The organism is Acinetobacter sp. AS167, from assembly GCF_037152175.1.
In the GTDB taxonomy this organism is placed as follows: domain Bacteria; phylum Pseudomonadota; class Gammaproteobacteria; order Pseudomonadales; family Moraxellaceae; genus Acinetobacter.
Window position 1 is genome coordinate 90,900 of sequence record NZ_JBBCMP010000003.1, and the last position, 17,244, is coordinate 108,143.

General features: G+C 38.9%; 13 protein-coding genes and 4 tRNA genes. 10 read left to right on the top strand and 7 right to left on the bottom strand.

All coding sequences use genetic code 11. From position 1 onward, the window contains the following. Positions 1-537: 537 nt before the first annotated feature. Both hcaR and WFN33_RS06830 read left to right on the top strand, forming a co-directional pair. Entirely contained in the window at positions 538-1,446 is a 909-nt protein-coding gene (hcaR, locus tag WFN33_RS06825; RefSeq protein WP_336952220.1) for a DNA-binding transcriptional regulator HcaR, read from the top strand. Positions 1,447-1,567: 121 nt separating this feature from the next. Then, positions 1,568-2,239, top strand: a complete 672-nt coding sequence (locus WFN33_RS06830) for a DUF1345 domain-containing protein (RefSeq protein ID WP_336952221.1) — start codon at positions 1,568-1,570, stop codon at positions 2,237-2,239. A gap of 137 nt (positions 2,240-2,376) precedes the next feature. Here the strand turns inward: WFN33_RS06830 and WFN33_RS06835 are convergent, their stop codons facing one another. The 4 genes from WFN33_RS06835 to WFN33_RS06850 form a co-directional block, all read right to left on the bottom strand. Beyond that, positions 2,377-2,982 carry a glutathione S-transferase family protein gene (locus tag WFN33_RS06835; protein ID WP_336952222.1) on the bottom strand — a complete coding sequence of 202 codons (606 nt, stop codon included), beginning with the start codon at positions 2,980-2,982 and terminating at the stop codon, positions 2,377-2,379. A 57-nt stretch (positions 2,983-3,039) separates the two neighbouring features. After that, complete coding sequence (locus WFN33_RS06840) at positions 3,040-3,741, bottom strand: helix-turn-helix transcriptional regulator (RefSeq protein ID WP_336952223.1); 702 nt, start codon at positions 3,739-3,741, stop codon at positions 3,040-3,042. 77 nt (positions 3,742-3,818) lie between these two features. Continuing rightward, positions 3,819-4,487, bottom strand: a complete 669-nt coding sequence (locus WFN33_RS06845) for an HAD-IA family hydrolase (protein WP_336952224.1) — start codon at positions 4,485-4,487, stop codon at positions 3,819-3,821. Between the two features lie 153 nt (positions 4,488-4,640). Next, positions 4,641-5,579: an RluA family pseudouridine synthase gene (locus WFN33_RS06850; RefSeq protein WP_336952225.1), complete on the bottom strand. Its 939-nt coding sequence runs from the start codon at positions 5,577-5,579 to the stop codon at positions 4,641-4,643. A 768-nt stretch (positions 5,580-6,347) separates the two neighbouring features. Between WFN33_RS06850 and WFN33_RS06855 the strand changes: the two genes are divergently transcribed. From WFN33_RS06855 to WFN33_RS06885, 7 genes are all read left to right on the top strand, one after another. Continuing rightward, on the top strand, positions 6,348-9,767 hold the full coding sequence (locus tag WFN33_RS06855; protein ID WP_336952226.1) for an Rne/Rng family ribonuclease: 3,420 nt from the start codon (positions 6,348-6,350) through the stop codon (positions 9,765-9,767). A gap of 207 nt (positions 9,768-9,974) precedes the next feature. Next, positions 9,975-11,816 carry a long-chain-acyl-CoA synthetase gene (locus tag WFN33_RS06860; RefSeq protein ID WP_336952227.1) on the top strand — a complete coding sequence of 614 codons (1,842 nt, stop codon included), beginning with the start codon at positions 9,975-9,977 and terminating at the stop codon, positions 11,814-11,816. A gap of 194 nt (positions 11,817-12,010) precedes the next feature. Beyond that, a tRNA-Lys gene (locus WFN33_RS06865) sits at positions 12,011-12,086 on the top strand. 92 nt (positions 12,087-12,178) lie between these two features. Beyond that, positions 12,179-12,254, top strand: a tRNA-Lys gene (locus WFN33_RS06870). A gap of 93 nt (positions 12,255-12,347) precedes the next feature. Beyond that, a tRNA-Lys gene (locus WFN33_RS06875) sits at positions 12,348-12,423 on the top strand. A gap of 161 nt (positions 12,424-12,584) precedes the next feature. Then, positions 12,585-12,660, top strand: a tRNA-Lys gene (locus WFN33_RS06880). 787 nt (positions 12,661-13,447) lie between these two features. Further along, on the top strand, positions 13,448-13,642 hold the full coding sequence (locus WFN33_RS06885) for a hypothetical protein (protein WP_336952228.1): 195 nt from the start codon (positions 13,448-13,450) through the stop codon (positions 13,640-13,642). 342 nt (positions 13,643-13,984) lie between these two features. On the opposite strand, the gene WFN33_RS06890 is transcribed toward WFN33_RS06885, so the two are convergent. Next, positions 13,985-14,656, bottom strand: a complete 672-nt coding sequence (locus WFN33_RS06890; protein ID WP_336952229.1) for a hypothetical protein — start codon at positions 14,654-14,656, stop codon at positions 13,985-13,987. A gap of 325 nt (positions 14,657-14,981) precedes the next feature. Between WFN33_RS06890 and WFN33_RS06895 the strand changes: the two genes are divergently transcribed. Continuing rightward, positions 14,982-15,242, top strand: a complete 261-nt coding sequence (locus tag WFN33_RS06895) for a PspC domain-containing protein (protein ID WP_004718168.1) — start codon at positions 14,982-14,984, stop codon at positions 15,240-15,242. Positions 15,243-15,332: 90 nt separating this feature from the next. On the opposite strand, the gene WFN33_RS06900 is transcribed toward WFN33_RS06895, so the two are convergent. Beyond that, a complete protein-coding gene (locus WFN33_RS06900) occupies positions 15,333-16,433 on the bottom strand; it encodes an HPP family protein (protein WP_336952230.1) in 1,101 nt (366 codons plus the stop codon). A 122-nt stretch (positions 16,434-16,555) separates the two neighbouring features. Next, on the bottom strand, positions 16,556-16,972 hold the full coding sequence (locus WFN33_RS06905; protein WP_336952231.1) for a lysozyme inhibitor LprI family protein: 417 nt from the start codon (positions 16,970-16,972) through the stop codon (positions 16,556-16,558). Positions 16,973-17,244: the final 272 nt, after the last annotated feature.

Sequence of the window (17,244 nt, forward strand, 5' to 3'; positions counted from 1 at the left end):
TCAAAAACATCAGCATGAACGCTCTCATCAACTCTAGAATCTCTAGATACATAAAGCTGACTTTACCCAATCTCAAAGTCAATTTTATGAAATTCTCAGTATAATCATGTCTATAAGACAGATTAAAACAACTTAAACCAGTGCAATCAAACACTTTTCAAGTGTTCGTTCATATAAATTAGGATCGCTATAGATTAATGGCGAGATATGGCCATTATGTAGATTAATGAAAGTCTTGATATCAATTCTTTCATTCCTGCAAGTACGATTTTGACAAGCAAGAGCCATAGATAAATTGATTCAACTTTGTACAAATGATTGCTTCTAGGCTAGAGCTTAGAGAAATATTTTTTATTTTTATTAAGATATTTTATAGATTATTCACCATGTTATTTTCTATATTAAAATAACAATGAATTTTAAAAGTTCATTTATTTTCTAAATACTATAATCATCTTCACCTGACAGTTGTTTATAGATTATACTATTATAAAATATTAGTAAGACATTTTTTGGATTATTCTTTGGACGCGTTATATGGAATTACGACATCTGAGATACTTCATTACTGTGGCTGAAGAACTAAACTTTAGCAAAGCAGCACTGAGACTTTATACGGCACAACCCTCACTCAGCCAACAGATCAAAGATCTTGAAGAAGATGTCGGTGTTCGACTGTTAAATCGGACAAAGCGTAAAGTTGAACTTACCGAAGAAGGCGCTGTTTTCCTTGAACAAGCACGCTTAACCTTAGCGCAAGCCGATAAGGCTGTTGCGATGGCCAGACAAGTTTCCAAAGCCAAACAGCAATTGTTAAGGATTGGGTTTGTGCCCGTTGCTGAAATGAAAATTTTCCCTTATGTATTGCCTAATTTAAGGGTACAAAATCCTGATCTCAAAATTGAGTTATTTAACTTAAATAACCTTGAACAAATACGTGCAATGAAAAAGGGTGAGCTAGATATCAGCTTTAGCAGACACAATTTTCATAATGAAGAATTTGAAAGTAAATTTGTGCTGCGTGAGCCGTTAATTGTTCTTTTACCCAAAGACCATCCTTTAGCAAAGCATGAACGTATCCCTGTTAAAGCATTAAATGCTATCGACTTTATTATCCCTGCCGAAGAACAATCCAGCACCTTACATAACACCATTTTAGAATTTGCCAAACACAATAATATTGAATTGAATATCGTCCAAAAAGCTGACAATATTTTACTGAATATCAACTCAGTTGGAGCGGGCTTAGGCTGTACAATTTTGCCGAGTTATATTGCGCCATTGACCACCAGTAACACCGTCATTCGACCTTTAGATATTGAACTGCCCTATCTAGACTTGTATGTGAGTTATCGAAAAAGTGCTGGCTCGGTTGCTATACAAAAGTTCATCGAATTATTAACCAAAGTATTTTATTTGGATATCAATCGCTTAGAGCAAGAATAAAAGCACTGCTCCAAAATTGACACAGCATTGTTTTTTAAATAGGACGGCTTAAACACATAAAACTTATGTCCATTTTTTTTACGCAAATACATCTCAATTTTTAACTTAGGCGGTGTCCATCATGATAGGACGTGCATTTCATCAATTTCGATCAGGTATACAGTCTCGCCCATACTTCTTTATTAGTTTTCTACTCACTGCAGTTGTATATATGGGGATGTCTTTTGGTACAGATTGGCAGTGGTCAACCAATTTGTTATTCAGTTGGAATATTGCCATTTTGATTTATCTCATCCTAACGATGAAAATGCTCTGGGCAACCAATCAAGCGCATATTTTAAAGCGTGCTCAACAGCAGGATGCTAGCAAATGGATCATTTTGCTGTTGGTTGTGCTCTCACTCATCATGTGCTTTATTGCCATTATTATTGAACTGGCACATTTGCCCGATGTGACTGGAATTAAAGCAGGACATATCGCTTTAGCGATTTTTACCATTATTTTTGCATGGTTATTTATGCATACCATTTTTGCTATTCATTACGCACATGACTTTTATTTGGCCGTAGAGAATCGACAGGATGGAGGATTGGACTTTCCGAAAACCCCTAAGCCAACCTATCCTGAATTTTTATATTTTAGTTATGTCATTGGTACTTCTGCACAAACTGCAGATGTATCTATCACTTCTCGCTCAATGCGAGTTTTAAATATTCTACATATCCTTTTGGCATATGGATTTAACACGACGATTTTGGCGATCTGTATTAATGTTGCTGCAGGTTTTATTTAACAGAAGTAAAAAATAGTGGGATTAACACCAAAATCCAATCTCCAAAGTTTTTTATAATTTTCTGCGCTTGAATATGACTAAAAACCTCAATACAAACCAAGTATGAGATCATGCTAAGTTTGCATCGTCTTGATGATTTAGTCGCTAAAAAGCACTTGATTATTTCTTAAGTTTTTTCTGCTTTTGATTGAATTAAGATACTTTTCAATTGCAGGATGGCTTTCAATCTCTGCCATCTTCAATTGCCAAAATAGCATGGAGCCAACAAACACATCGGCTACCGTAAATTGCTCACCACATAGATAAGGTTGAGCCTGCTCCAAGCCCTGAATTAAAGCCTTATAGCTGTCCTGAAAGTTTCCATAGCCAATATGCATTTTTTGTTCATCGGTAACCTCAACCTTTAATGCGCGATCCGTTGTGGCTGCATCCCACGGTCCAGCAGCAAAGAATAACCAACGGAAATACAAACCACGTTTTGGATCATCCAGCGCTGGTGCAAGCCCTTGATCAAAAAACTTATCTGCCAAATAGGCGCAAATTGCAGGCATTTCATAAATCACCACATCGCCATCGACTAAGGTGGGTACTTTGCCAAATGGGTTAATGTTTAGATAAGATTCCGACTTCATTTCAGTGTGATAAGCCAACTCAATTTTTTCAAATTCAGCCCCCAGCTCAATCAGTAGCCATTCAATAACAAGACCTCTAGACTGCGCGTTGCTATATAGTTTTAAGCCCATTTTTCCATTCCTTTATAGTGGTGTATTGAATATAAAGGGCGGCTGTGTCAGTTTTTGTCAGGAGCTTTTTAGCATGGATTTTTTTTGCAGCTCTTTTTGCCACCATGCCTGAAAAAGATGGCGCTTAAACTCTGGGTAAATGATTTCAGTCACATTTAATTTTTGTATACGATCTAAACGAAAATTTCGAAAATCTTCACGTAATTCACACCATGCAGCCAACAGCATTTTGTCATTGAAATATCCTAAAACAAAAGGCCAAAGCATACGGGTAGAAATATTTTGTTTTTCATCTAAATAATGCACTTCGATCTTGACCTGATATCGAATAGCTAGACGTACTTGTTCGACAATTTTTTCGTCAACCACAAGCCAATGGTTGATAGACCGAAGCATGGTTTCATCAATCAGCTCTTGTTTATTCTTGGGCAATACTGCATTAAGTTTGGCCAAAACTGAATGTGCAGCATTTTTCAATGCTGGATCTGGCACTGACCTTAACCAATGCAATGCCAAGAATACTGCTTCGACTTCTGTTTCATCCAAACTCATCGGAGGCAGTAAAAAGTTTTCTTTCAGCTGAAATCCTAAGCCCGCACTGCCCTCAATATTAACACCTTGGTCACGTAAACTTTCAATATCCCGATAAACACTTCGGACACTAATCTCCAAATGTTCTGCTAAGCATTGCGCGGTAATGGGATAACGCTGTTCACGTAAAAGTTGTAATAAAGTGAGTAATCGAATAGAGCGGCTCATGGTCAATTTTTTTATTATAACTCGTTGGTTTTATCTAAGTTTACGCTGAGAGCAATCTGCAAACAGCGTAAAAGCAACTAAGCAACTTCAGGTGCCTTAAGCTGTTGAGCTAAAAACTGATGTAAATGATCGACGTTATCCGCGATCGTCAGCGGATTAAAACGCTGTAATACATCAATCGCATGTACCCCATAACTCACCCCAACACGTGGCATAGCAATATTCTGTGCCATTTCTAAGTCATAAGATGTATCACCCACCATAATGGCTTGCTCCGCCTGAATTCCAGTATAATCTAAAATTTCAGCCAACATCAATGGATCGGGTTTGGATTTGGTTTCGCTGGCCGCACGGGTGATCTCAAATAAATTCTGACTCTGGGTCTGAGCCAAAACACGATCTAAACCACGACGGCTTTTTCCTGTTGCGACTGCCAATTTGATATTTTGATTTTTTAAATCATGCAACATTTCAGAAACGCCAGCGAACCACAAATCATCTTTGGAATGCTCAACATAATGATCACCATAGCATTTTAAAATTTCAGTATGTAACTCTGGAACTTGAGGAAATAACACTTGAGCAACTTCAGGCAACCCCAAACCAATAATACTTTTCGCAGCATCAGCTGTTAACGGCTGCTCAAATTCTTTTGCAGCCACCAACAAACTCGCCACAATTTGCCCAACTGAATCAAATAAAGTGCCATCCCAATCAAAAATGATAAGCTTTACAGGTTTTTGCATGAATTATTTCCAATATTTGCTCAGTGTACGCATGACTCATTTTTAAATCTTATACGCTTTACATGACAAGCTAACGCATTTTTAAATACAAAGGGAACTTTTCATATAACAAGTTCCCTTTATGTAAAAGATAAACTGAGCAGCAAGATAGAATCAATCTTTCTTTTGTGCTCTTAATTGTGCAACCAAGCTTTGCATATCTTCCGGTAAAGGCGCTTCAATCACAGGATAACCTGGAATTTCTAATCGCATCGCATGTAAGCTTAATCTCCGAGCTTTTGGTCCACGATATTCTGTTTCATGACCGTACTTATCGTCACCCACCAAAGGATGACCAATACTTAAGCCATGCACACGAATTTGATGGGTACGACCCGACAACGGAGAAGCATAGACCAATGTTGCGTGCATAAAGCGCTCTGCCACTTTCCATTGTGTCTTAGATTCTTTACCTTCATCTGAAACACGTACACGACGTTCGCCATTGGACAATTCATAGCGCAATAAAGGTTGATTAATCAACTGTTGGTCTAAGCTCACTTGACCTTTGACAATTGCAGCATAGGTTTTTTTAATTTTATGCTCACGCAACAAGTCTTGTAGCGTTTTCAAGGTGCTACGTTTTTTACTCACCATCACCAGACCTGAGGTATCACGGTCAATACGATGAATCAATTCCAAATATTTTTTACCTGTCGCCGCACGTAAGCCTTCAATTAAGCCGTATGCCACACCGCTTCCGCCATGTACTGCAATTCCAGAAGGTTTATTGATCACCAATAAACCTTCATCCTCATACACCACACGGCTAAGCAAGCTTTGAGCAACTTTATCGGATACAGGTACATCAGTTTCATCTTTTTGCTCGAAGCGAATAGGTGCAACACGGATTTGATCGCCAATTGCCAGCTTAGTTTCTGCTTTTATACGCTTTTTATTGACCCGTACTTGGCCTTCACGAATTAAACGATAAATACGGCTTTTCGGCACACCTTTCAGGCGAGTAAATAAGAAATTATCGATGCGCTGGCCTTCTTGATGCTCGTCTACTTCAAACCAAGTTACATTTTGCCATTGTTGCGTAGAATTCATACAGTTAGGTGATCCAATAAAAAACTAAAATTTGATTAAAAACTGATCATTTAGACTATGCTTTTCATACAAAATAAGCATATAGCCCATAGGCAGATGATTCAAGGTTTGCTATAGTCAGCGCACGGATACCACCGTAAGTGAAATTTAGTGCCACCCTTTTTTAAAAATGAAAGCGTGACACATACGATAAAATTCACGACAGATGCGGAAAGGTCCCAAAAGAATATGCCGACGCCGAAGGCTTTATTATATCGGCAAAAAGACAAACTGTTGCGTTTAATTGTACTTAAAGTACAGAAATCAGTTTGTTTAAAAATATATGTCGCCAACCCAGACGTTGGTTTTTAAACATAAACTGATGCACATCAGGCAAGTCGCTGTAGAGTGTTATTCAGGACATAAGTGTTTGAGGCATTGGAACTGCACAATTTGTAAAGGTACGATGATAATTCCGTATCAAGACGCTCTCACAAAAGTTGAGATGCTCTTCGAGCAATGTGATAGTGAAAGACGAATCAAATCAGTCATCCAATGCACCACTTAAGTGCCAGTGAAAACCTCAAAACTTTAATCGTGCAAAGATTAAAGAAGTATTGCAGCATCAATACAGGCATCAAACCCAACCTTGCTCAAAACAAGTGGGTAAATTACTCAAATCATATTGGATGTATCCGTGATTTGGGCATTGATCCAATATTTTAGATGTTCGCTTCACTTAAAAAGATAGCGAGTTGTTGGTGTGAATCACTATTAGGTGTTACACCCATGAAACGTATGTTGATTAATGCAACACATGCCGAAGAAGTTCGCGTTGCACTCATCACTGGTCACCGTCTTTACGATTTCGATTTAGAAAACCGTACACGTGAACAAAAGAAAGCCAATATCTATAAAGGCCATGTCACTCGCGTAGAGCCTTCTCTAGAAGCTGTATTTGTAGAGTATGGAGCAGGTCGTCAAGGTTTCTTGTCGATGCGCGAAATTGCCAATACTTATTACAAGGCAGATCCTCGCCAAACTTCAAATATTCGTGAACTCATCACTGAAGGCACAGAACTTCTCGTTCAAGTTGAAAAAGAAGAGCGTGGCAACAAAGGCGCGGCACTTTCAACCTATATCTCTCTCGCTGGTCGCTATTTAGTATTGATGCCGAACAATCCGAAAGGTGGTGGTATTAGCCGTCAAATTTCGGGTTCAGTTCGTGAAGAACTTAAAGAAATGTTGGCGTCATTAAATACCCCACGTGGTATGAGCGTGATTGTTCGTACAGCAGGGATTGGGCGTTCACAAGAAGAACTTCAACTTGACCTTCAACATTTGCTAGATCTTTGGGCTCAAATCCAAGGTACTGCAAACTCTGGTCCATCACCAATGCTTGTTCATCAAGAAGCGGGTGTTGTGACACGTGCTATCCGTGACTATTTACGTGATGATGTTGCAGAAATTTTAATTGACTCAGAGCAAGCCTATAACGAAGCCTATAACTTTGTTAAAGCGGTTATGCCAAATCAATTGGATAAGTTAAAAACCTATACTTTAAATGAACCGTTATTTGCGCATTTTGGTATTGAAAGTCAAATTCAAACAGCTTATGAACGTGAAGTTAAACTTCCTTCAGGCGGTTCAATTGTGATCGACCAAACTGAAGCACTTGTTTCAATTGACATCAACTCAGCGAAATCAACACGTGGGCATGATGTAGAAGAAACTGCACTCAGTACCAATTTAGAGGCAGCGGAAGAAATTGCTCGCCAATTACGTTTACGTGATATTGGTGGTTTGGTTGTGATCGACTTTATCGATATGACCAAAGAACGCAACCAACGTATGGTTGAGGCCAAACTTCGTGAAGCGACGCAAAGTGATCGTGCCCGTATCCAGTTCGGTCAATTATCTCGTTTCGGTTTAATGGAAATGAGCCGTCAACGTTTACGCCCATCTCTTGAAGAAGCTACTGGTTATGTATGCCCTCGCTGTCATGGCACAGGCATGGTGCGTGATTTACGCTCACTTTCTCTTTCAATTATGCGTAAAGTTGAAGAGATAGCATTACGTGAACGTCAAGGTGAGGTTCAAGTTGAAGTGCCTGTTGAAATTGCAGCATTCTTGTTGAATGAAAAGCGTCACAGTCTGGTTTACTTAGAACAAACGTCAAATGTTCGTGTGACTGTATTGCCACATCCACATTTAGAAACTCCACATTACGAAATCTCATATAACCCTGAAGGTTTTGCGCCAACAAGCTATGAGCGTACTGAAGCTACACGTTCAAGCGAAAAAGAATTGGGCTATGAGTCATCTGAGTGGCATTTGGAAGAAGAGCAAACGCAACACAATACTGCACCGGCTCAAGCGCAAAACAATAAGCAAAATAGAAAACAACAACCTGCTCAACCACAAAAAGTTCAACAAACGGTTCAAGCACAAGTTGCTCAACCAGCTTCAAGCCCATGTGCTTGGTTAGAAAATCTGTTTGTCCAAAAGCAAGCGGCAACAGTTGACCAATCACGTTCTGCAAACAATGCAGCTGCGGCAATTGAACAAATGATTAATGGCGGTGCTATAAGCCGTGGTCAATTTGGTCAAGTGAATAATAATGTTGCTCCAACAGCGATTGAAGCTCAGGTTATTCCTGAAACCAATGCTTATCTTTCACATGCACCTGTTCAAAAACAAGAACCGCGTGAATATGAAAAACAGGGCGAGAAAGAAGAAAGAGCGCCGCGTAACAACAACAATAAAAACAAAAATCGTAACAAGCATAAAGAGCCACGTGAACAAAATACTGATCAACATCAAGTGATTGAAGAAGTGGTTCAGGTGCCTCGTCAAGAGCAACGCCAAGAACAGCGTCAGGAACAACGTGATCAACGTCGTCAGCAAAAGCAGCCACGTCAACAGCATGATCAAAATGCTGAAGCAACCCCTGCTGAACAAGCGGTTCCACGTCGTGATCGTAACCATCAGCAACGTCCAAACCGCCCAAATCGTCATCGCGATAGCAGCGTGTTTAATGATGAGCAACAACAAGCGCCAAATAACAATGCGCCAGTAGAGCATAATCAAACTCAAGAGCAACAACCTAAAGTTGAACTCATTGACACACCGAAGCATGCAGCTCTTGAAACAGCTTTAGTGGTCAATCTTGATCAAGCTCAAAGTGAAATTGTGGCATTAAACCCGCAACAAGTTGCTGCGCCAGCAAGCAACAAACCGAAGCGCCATGATCGCAATGAAAAAGCTGAAACTGTTGCTAAAGCACCTCGCACTGTAGACGCTCAACCAACTATTGCGCCTGCTGTAGAAAGTCAGACCGTAACTACTGAAGCAAAAACACCTGCAGCAGAGGTTCGAGTAGAACAGCCTGTGCAACGTGCCAGCAATGACCCGCGTCAAAAACGCCGTCAACAACGTGATGCTGCTCAAGCAAAAGCAACAACCCCTAAAATCGCACCATCTCAAGTACCGACATTAAATCAGTACACAGTGGGAACTTTGATTCGTCATGTTTATGGTGATGACTGTGCGGTATTGATTGAACAGTTTGGATTAATTCCAACATTCAATCGTGCATTGGTTAAGTTTACTGAAGAATATTCAGCGACCTTAACTGTGGAAGAAAAGACCGATGTACAAACCAAGCAGCCTGTAACACGTGATGTTGCTATCTCTAAAGCAGCGCCAGAAGCACAACCTGCTGATGTCTTAGACTTAACGCCACCAAAGCCTGAGAATGATCGCCGTGTAGCGAATGATCCTCGTGAACGTCGTCGTTTAGCAAAACAAGCAGCTGTACAAGCAAAGCAAGAGCATCAAGCTGAACTTGAGCAACAACCAGAAGAAGTGGAAACTGAGACTCAAGCAAGCCCAGTTGAAGCAGCACCTGTGGTTACTCAAAAAGAAGAAGTGCAAGCTGAAACACCCGTAGAAACTACAGTTGAAACAGCGCCTGCGGAAGTTGAAGTGGTCAAAGAAGCCCCAGCTAAGCCAGTTGAAAAAGCAATTGTTGCAACTGAAAAGGCGAAAAAGCCACAACAATCACTTGCTTTAGATACGACTGCTGAAGTTGGCATAGATGAAGATGCCCAAAAGGCAGACAATGTGGCAACAGATGAAAAACCGGCCCGTCCTCGTCGCCCTCGTGGCCGTCCGCCAAAAAAAGCGACACCACCAGCGGATGAGTAATGTGTAAAAATTTGCTTAAAATGTAGCGATTAAAGAGAACCTAGTCATTTCGATGGCTAGGTTTTTTTGCTATTTTGAAGAGATTATCAGGACATTTGTCAGATTAGGTTGATTGCACTAGTCTTATACGATTAAAAAGACAAATGTAATGTGAGTCGATGATACTCTAAAAATTGTATTGGATTACGAAAAATAAATAGGATTGATATGAGTCAAACAACACAGGCCGATCTCATCGGATTTACTGATGTCGCAGAGCGCTTACCACAGCTCATCAATAAGCTTCCCAATATCCTGACTGGACTTAAACAAGCTTATATCAGAACACCCAATACGCCTGCTGGGCTAGGTCTTGCTTTTGAACGTGCTGTAAAACGCAATCCTTATGGTGATGCGTTATTATTTGAAGATCAACGCTATAGTTATAAAGAGCTGAATAACTGGGCCAATCAAATTGCACACTTTTATCTTTCTATTGGCATAAAAAAAGGCGATGCGATCACGGTGATGATCGAAAATCGTCCTGAACTGATTGCGACCGTGATTGCACTGGCAAAAATTGGCGTAACAACAGCTTTAGTCAATACCTCACAAACAGGTAAAGTGTTGACACATAGTATCAACTTGGTCAATCCTGTTGCGGTGATCGTCGGTGAAGAATGCCGTGCTGCGGTAGATGAGATTCGTCAAGACTTAAACATTGCTCTAGACCGTCTACATTGGTTTGCAGATCAAAATACAATGCAAGAACCAGGTACAGCACCTCAAGGCTTTATCAATCTCGCTGAAAAAATTCAACAATTTCCAAAATTCAATCCTTCGACTACACAAAGTGTCAAAGGGAAAGATGGCTTGTTTTATATCTATACCTCTGGCACAACCGGTTTACCTAAAGCTGTGGTATTTACCAACAGTCGTTGGACATTGGCCTACGGAACATATGGTCATGTCTTAAACTTAGGTGAAGATGACGTGATGTACTGCACTTTACCGCTTTACCATGCAACAGGTATGGTAGTGTGCTGGTGTGGTGCAATTGCAGGCGGTTCAGCTTTGGCAATCCGTCGTAAATTCTCTACCTCTGCATTCTGGTCTGATGTCAAAAAGTTTAATGCGTCGGCAATTGGTTATGTCGGTGAACTTTGCCGCTACCTCATGGATGCACCTGCTTCAGAACTTGATCATACGCACCGTGTCACTAAAATGATCGGTAATGGTATGCGTCCAAATATTTGGGGCAAATTTAAAGAACGCTTTGGTATCGAAGAAATTTTAGAACTTTATGCCTCTAGTGAAGGAAATGTAGGCTTCAGTAATGTTTTTAATTTTAACAATACTGTTGGCTTCTCACCTACACCTTATGCCATCGTCCAGTTTGATAAAGAAAAAAATGAAGCCATTCGCGACAGTCATGGTATATGTCAAAAAGTCAAAAAAGGTGAAGTAGGCTTATTGATTGGTAAAATCACCAAGCGTTCCCCTTTTGATGGCTATACAGATCCTGAAAAGAACAAGTCAGTGATCATGAAAGATGTCTTTAAAAAGGGCGATTCTTACTTTATTACTGGTGACTTGGTTCGTGATATTGGTTTCCGACACGCTCAATTTGTCGATCGCCTTGGTGATACTTTCCGCTGGAAAGGTGAAAATGTTTCGACCACTGAAGTTGAAAATATTTGTAGTGAATACCCTAAAATTACAGAAGCTGTAGTTTACGGCGTTGAAATTCCAAATACCAATGGTCGAGCAGGTATGGCTGCCATTACTTTACATGATGGGGAAGAACTGACTGAACAGGATTTAAGCCAGCTTGCAGCCGAGTTTAAAAAGAACTTGCCAGCCTATGCAGTTCCAGTATTTTTACGTATCCAACAAATTGTAGAAACGACGGGTACATTTAAATATCAGAAAAATAAATTAAAGGAACAATCCTTTAATCCTGAAAAAACCTCTGATCGTATATTGGTATTACTGCCAAGTGCCAATGCCTATTGCGATGTCACTCCAGAGGTTTTTGCCAATATTGAAGCTTATAAATACCGTTTCTAAACTAAAAGCCCTGATTTCAGGGCTTTTTTAGTTCATTTTGTGTTATTTATAACCGAACGTTGCAAACTTTCTTAATTTTTACTTGCGCTCTATCAATATCTTGCTAAAATACGCTCCATCAAAACAAAGTGGTGTTTAAAAACTTATTAGTTTTCTTGCACTACATATTCAAGCCTAGCTTGGATGAAGGTTCAGGGTCGTTAGCTCAGCTGGTAGAGCAGCGGACTTTTAATCCGTTGGTCCCGCGTTCGAATCGCGGACGACCCACCACTTAATTGTTTTGACCTGTAAATGGATAGCGATAGAAAATTTTCAATTTTCACAAATATCGAGTAAAGCACTGCTTTACACGTCCTCACTCAGGGTCGTTAGCTCAGCTGGTAGAGCAGCGGACTTTTAATCCGTTGGTCCCGCGTTCGAATCGCGGACGACCCACCATCTTTATGTTTTAACCTGTAAATAGATACCGATAGAAAATTCTCGATTTTCACTAATGTCGGGTAAAGCATCGCGCTTTACACATCTCGCTCAGGGTCGTTAGCTCAGCTGGTAGAGCAGCGGACTTTTAATCCGTTGGTCCCGCGTTCGAATCGCGGACGACCCACCATTCTTTCTTAGGGCTTCTTTCTGTACGGTTAAAGTACTACAATAGAAACGAAACCTGCAAATATTCCGACCAAAACCAAACATCTGCATTAGATGCTTCGCCACCCTCGAAAATTTTGCTTCATCATTTGTTCTCGTTTAACTATGGCTTAGACACGTTCAGGGTTGTTAGCTCAGTTGGTAGAGCAGTAGACTCTTAATCTATTGGTCGTGGGTTCGAACCCCACACAACCCACCAGATTTTTAACAAACTTATCCTCATTAAAATAAGTCCACTTAAATTTTTTACAACAGCACGATGTCATCAAATTTATTGTTTTATCATTCAATCAATACTAAAAATTAATACTCAAAAATATAAACTTAAATTTGAGTCAACTGATTCAACTATAAATAGCCAAACCTACAATCGTAATCAAATGACACAACCCAACCAGATCGTAAATCAATCACGTATATTAGCATGACACAGATTTTCAAGAATTGCCTGAATCTTACTATTTTCCATAGATGTTATAGACATAAGGAATCTATCCCATAAATAAAAAAGTATAACCAATCTGAGAATTGGGTTAAATTTTATATTCAGTATCAGGCCCTAAGTTTTTTAAATTAGGGCTAAAAGAGACTGAATAGTGTAGTAGTTACTCCATCGCAAAGAAATCAAAATTATTTATGAAATCACCTTAAAATTTCAAATCAAGATCATCTAATATTTTGAAAAAATTAAGGCCAGAATAACCACGAACAAATTAAAGAAAAAGTATCCCAAGCCTGTATTTGTTCAATATTCAATATCGATATATACATCTGCTTGAATATCACTTGAATTGAGTAAAACAATGGGTTAAAAACCAATCAACAATCTGTAGTTGAAAAATGACGTTTAAATAAAAAGAATTTTTACGAAAAGTAAATCAATATGATTAAACCAATAATTTTATCGGTAATACTGACAACAATGGTAACCCATTCTGTTGTGTCCACAGAAATGGAACATGCAGCGGGTCTTAGCTTAAGTGGTTATGCCGCACTCGCAACAGACTACGTTTCCGTGGTCTAACCAATCTAATGATCCTACGCTACAAGGAAGCTTTGTACTGTCACATGACTCGGATTTATACGGTGGAATCTTTACTGCCGATACGGACTTCGGTGATTCAGCATCACTACATTTTGAATTTACCTCATATATTGACTATAACACGGCATTAAATTGATCTAAACAAATTAAACCTCTACTAGATTTGAGCTATAACCCATTTAACTACCTAGGTTGGTCAGATTGAGCATGGCATGAGTTTTCAGCACGTTTAACATTTGATAACGTATTTTGGGGTAAAGATAGTCTCTTAACCCATATTAATTATAGTAATGACTAAATTGAATTTATAGGTCATGCATAGAACTTAACCTTAGGCTATTCAGTACCATTGGCTGAAACAGGTTTTGGTCTGACTTCAAGTATTGGTTATTCTATCATTCTAGATAAAGGCTCATTGTTTGATCTTATTTTTGATTGTTTTAGCTTTTCAATTATCAATTATTTAACTACTAATATTTTAATTATCAAATTTCTTTAACACATAGGCTTTTGTTGGTGCGGTATGGTGTTGACTAAAATAGAGCCGATTTTCTTCAGTTCCATTAATAATTTTATCAATATCCATCACCAAATCATTTTGTTCATCCACTTTATAATAGAACTGGATCCCTTCAATTCGGTTAATCACGATTTCATGATTTAGCTCATCATAGATCCAAGTATTTTTTTGATAAGCACGATTCGATTTTATATCATTATTTTCGTATGTTATTTTCCCCATATAAACAAAGGTGCGATGTGCAGTGCCGTCTGGAAGTAAGTTAATAATAAACTCTGCACTGCCTTTATCACATTTGGCGAATGGATCTTCACAGCTCATTTGTACATGATAACGCCCCACAAATGCCTCAGCTTTTGTAGGAAGTTCCCCACTTTGCTGATCTTGACTCTGCATATCTACTACAGCAGGTAGAGTTGCTTGACCCGCAAGGTCTGTTAGTTTTTTTCCTTCGCTTGAATGAGCATGTTGCGGTGTTTCTTGTAACGCAAGCTCACTCGATGAATTTTGTGTGTCAGATGTACCTTGTTGTTTATCATTTGATTTTGAGGAATCACAAGCACTCAGTACTGTACAAATACTGATACCTAGAATTCGAAAAAAATTTACTTTATGAAAAGTTAAATACATAAATCCAAATAACCCAATTGCACAGCACCAGCAACATCAAATATTAACCTACGTATATATTATTGTGTTACACCAGTTCTCGAAATCTTAATGATGTATTTTTTACAAAAGTATAAAAAACGTATTTGTCTCAACCACCCACTACAGAGGTTTGGACACTTTTTACATTATTTTTAATGATTTAAGTGGCCCTGTTACACAGTCTTAACAATTTTAATCGGTGATTCACTTGAAGAATCAAACAGAAACGCCACTATTTAATAATATAAATTCATTTTTAAATTTTTAATCATGAATGATGATGAATTATTTTAAGGAGATTTAAATGGCCAATTCTGGTTTATATCGTTCAAGCCGTCACAATATGATCGCCGGTGTAATGGGCGGTATTGCTGAACGTTTTGGTTGGAATGTAACATTGCTGCGAATTATTTTCGTGATCGTTTCATGTTTGAGCGCAGCTTTTCCAGGTATTCTGGTGTATTTGGTGCTTTGGTTAATTATGCCCAAACAAAAATTGCAGCTAAATGAACCGCAAAGCTATGAGCGCCCTGTACGAACTATTTATGAAGAGAAGACCCATTAATTGAATTTGATTTAAAGGTATTACCCTTTTCAGCTACAACAGTTCCCCCAAACTGCTGTAGCTTTTTTTATATCGCATCTTTTTATAGTATCATTGTGCATTATTTAGTTGTTGCTGCAATGCTGCGATCATATCTGCGCGACTAATGATCCCGACCATTTTTTGATGATCAACTACAGGGATATAATTAAAAGAGCGTTCAACGAAATAAGGCACCAAGTCTTGAATTGGTTGCATCGGCTGTACAGTGACCACTTGTCGATTCATAATTTGTTTGACCAAATTTTCCCAAGGGGCACGAGCATCAGCAGCGCGTTTAAACCATTCTACAATTTCATACAATGCCAATGTACCAACCAACTCCCGATCAGTATTGATCACTGGCAAACTCATCAAATTCACACGTTTAAACTTATCTAAAGCTTGATGAATATCATCTTGCTCATCTAGGCTCATGACATCTTTGCTCATAATATCTTGGCAAAGGTATTGATGTACTGCCCTTGCATTGGCCTTTTCTTGTGCTTCTAAAATGATTTTTTGTAAGTCATACTCACTAATATCTAAAAGCTGTGTCTGTTGTTCTAACACATCTTGAATATCTTGCGGTTGAATGGTGACTTTCTGTGTCGGCGTTGGATCCTTAGAACGTGTATTGAGCTGTGCAACTTGTGGATATTGCTTTCCCAACATACGATTAAAAATGATCGCAATCACCAGCAGCAAGACTGAATTGAGTAATACTGGGTAAAAGATAAATTGATAACCCAACTGATGAATAGAAGCGCCACCCAACACGGCAGTAATCGCCACCGCACCACTTGGCGGATGCAATGAATCTGTACTCATCATCAAGAAGATCGACAATGCAACAGCAACACTAAATGCCTCGGTTGGATTGGAAATAAAGATGGTACAAGTCACGCCGACTAAACCTGCGATGGTATTCCCCACCACCATATTCCAGGGTTGTGATAAAGGGCTTGCGGGTACAGCAAAGAGCAATACCGAGGACGCGCCCATCGGTGCGATATACCATGCATTAAATCCACCGAGTACATACCAACTGACCAATGATGACACTGCTAATCCAAGCAGTGCACCAACACCACAGACTAAACGATCTTTTAGCGGTAAAACTTTAAAATTGGGTTTTAAGGTATTTAACCATTCAAGTTGCGTATGAAACACGACAGTCCTGCGCTTTAACACGTTTTAAAGTGTGAATTATACGATGTTGTGATTATAAGATATATTTATTATCTATCTTAAATGGATAAATTTTCCAAGGATATTTCTCATCCACTGATTTTTCACTGAGCATATTCAGTCAATTGATCAAGTCTTTTCCCATATTCTTGCATTGGACAAAACTCATACATGGGTGAACCAATATAGCTTCCAGCATTTTGGCACTCCTGATCAACATAAGCTTTCCATAAGCGTTGTGATTTCATGATATCGTTATAACGTTCTTGCTGATGGTCTATCTGGCTCTGTTTTTTGATCTGATCGAGAACTTTGACAATTTCCTTTTCATAATATGCTCTACTCTGATTACTACACGATTCAACCACAGCATTGTTGATGTTTCTTAAAGCCAGTTTTTCGATAGTTTGTTCAACACATTGGTTATATACATCGGGTGAAGCAACACTCTGTTCTGCATAAGCCGATATTGAACAAATAGTTGTAGATAAAATCATCATGATTATGCATGCTTTTATCATATTTATTCCTTTATTTTTTTGATCATGGCTCAATATAGCAATAAATCGATTTTAAAGGCTTTGTTTTTAGCACCCAGTCTGAGCTTAATCCTATTGGTCGCGTTTTTCCTTTTTATGAATCATCAATATTATATACAGTCTCTACTCACAATATTTGGTATTAGCTTAATCGTTTATCTGATTTATTGCGTTATAGTCATTCCAGTTGCTTATGTCATTTCACTTTGGCTTGCCCATCAGTATTGGCTTAATTTTTTCAGTATTTTCGTCGG

Excerpts from the sequence above, each read along its gene's own strand:
- hcaR (WP_336952220.1), top strand. The coding sequence starts at position 538 with ATGGAATTACGACATCTGAGATACTTCATTACTGTGGCTGAAGAACTA.
- WFN33_RS06830 (WP_336952221.1), top strand. The coding sequence starts at position 1,568 with ATGATAGGACGTGCATTTCATCAATTTCGATCAGGTATACAGTCTCGC.
- WFN33_RS06835 (WP_336952222.1), bottom strand. The coding sequence starts at position 2,982 with ATGGGCTTAAAACTATATAGCAACGCGCAGTCTAGAGGTCTTGTTATT.
- WFN33_RS06840 (WP_336952223.1), bottom strand. The coding sequence starts at position 3,741 with ATGAGCCGCTCTATTCGATTACTCACTTTATTACAACTTTTACGTGAA.
- WFN33_RS06845 (WP_336952224.1), bottom strand. The coding sequence starts at position 4,487 with ATGCAAAAACCTGTAAAGCTTATCATTTTTGATTGGGATGGCACTTTA.
- WFN33_RS06850 (WP_336952225.1), bottom strand. The coding sequence starts at position 5,579 with ATGAATTCTACGCAACAATGGCAAAATGTAACTTGGTTTGAAGTAGAC.
- WFN33_RS06855 (WP_336952226.1), top strand. The coding sequence starts at position 6,348 with ATGAAACGTATGTTGATTAATGCAACACATGCCGAAGAAGTTCGCGTT.
- WFN33_RS06860 (WP_336952227.1), top strand. The coding sequence starts at position 9,975 with ATGAGTCAAACAACACAGGCCGATCTCATCGGATTTACTGATGTCGCA.
- WFN33_RS06885 (WP_336952228.1), top strand. The coding sequence starts at position 13,448 with ATGCCGCACTCGCAACAGACTACGTTTCCGTGGTCTAACCAATCTAAT.
- WFN33_RS06890 (WP_336952229.1), bottom strand. The coding sequence starts at position 14,656 with ATGTATTTAACTTTTCATAAAGTAAATTTTTTTCGAATTCTAGGTATC.
- WFN33_RS06895 (WP_004718168.1), top strand. The coding sequence starts at position 14,982 with ATGGCCAATTCTGGTTTATATCGTTCAAGCCGTCACAATATGATCGCC.
- WFN33_RS06905 (WP_336952231.1), bottom strand. The coding sequence starts at position 16,972 with ATGATAAAAGCATGCATAATCATGATGATTTTATCTACAACTATTTGT.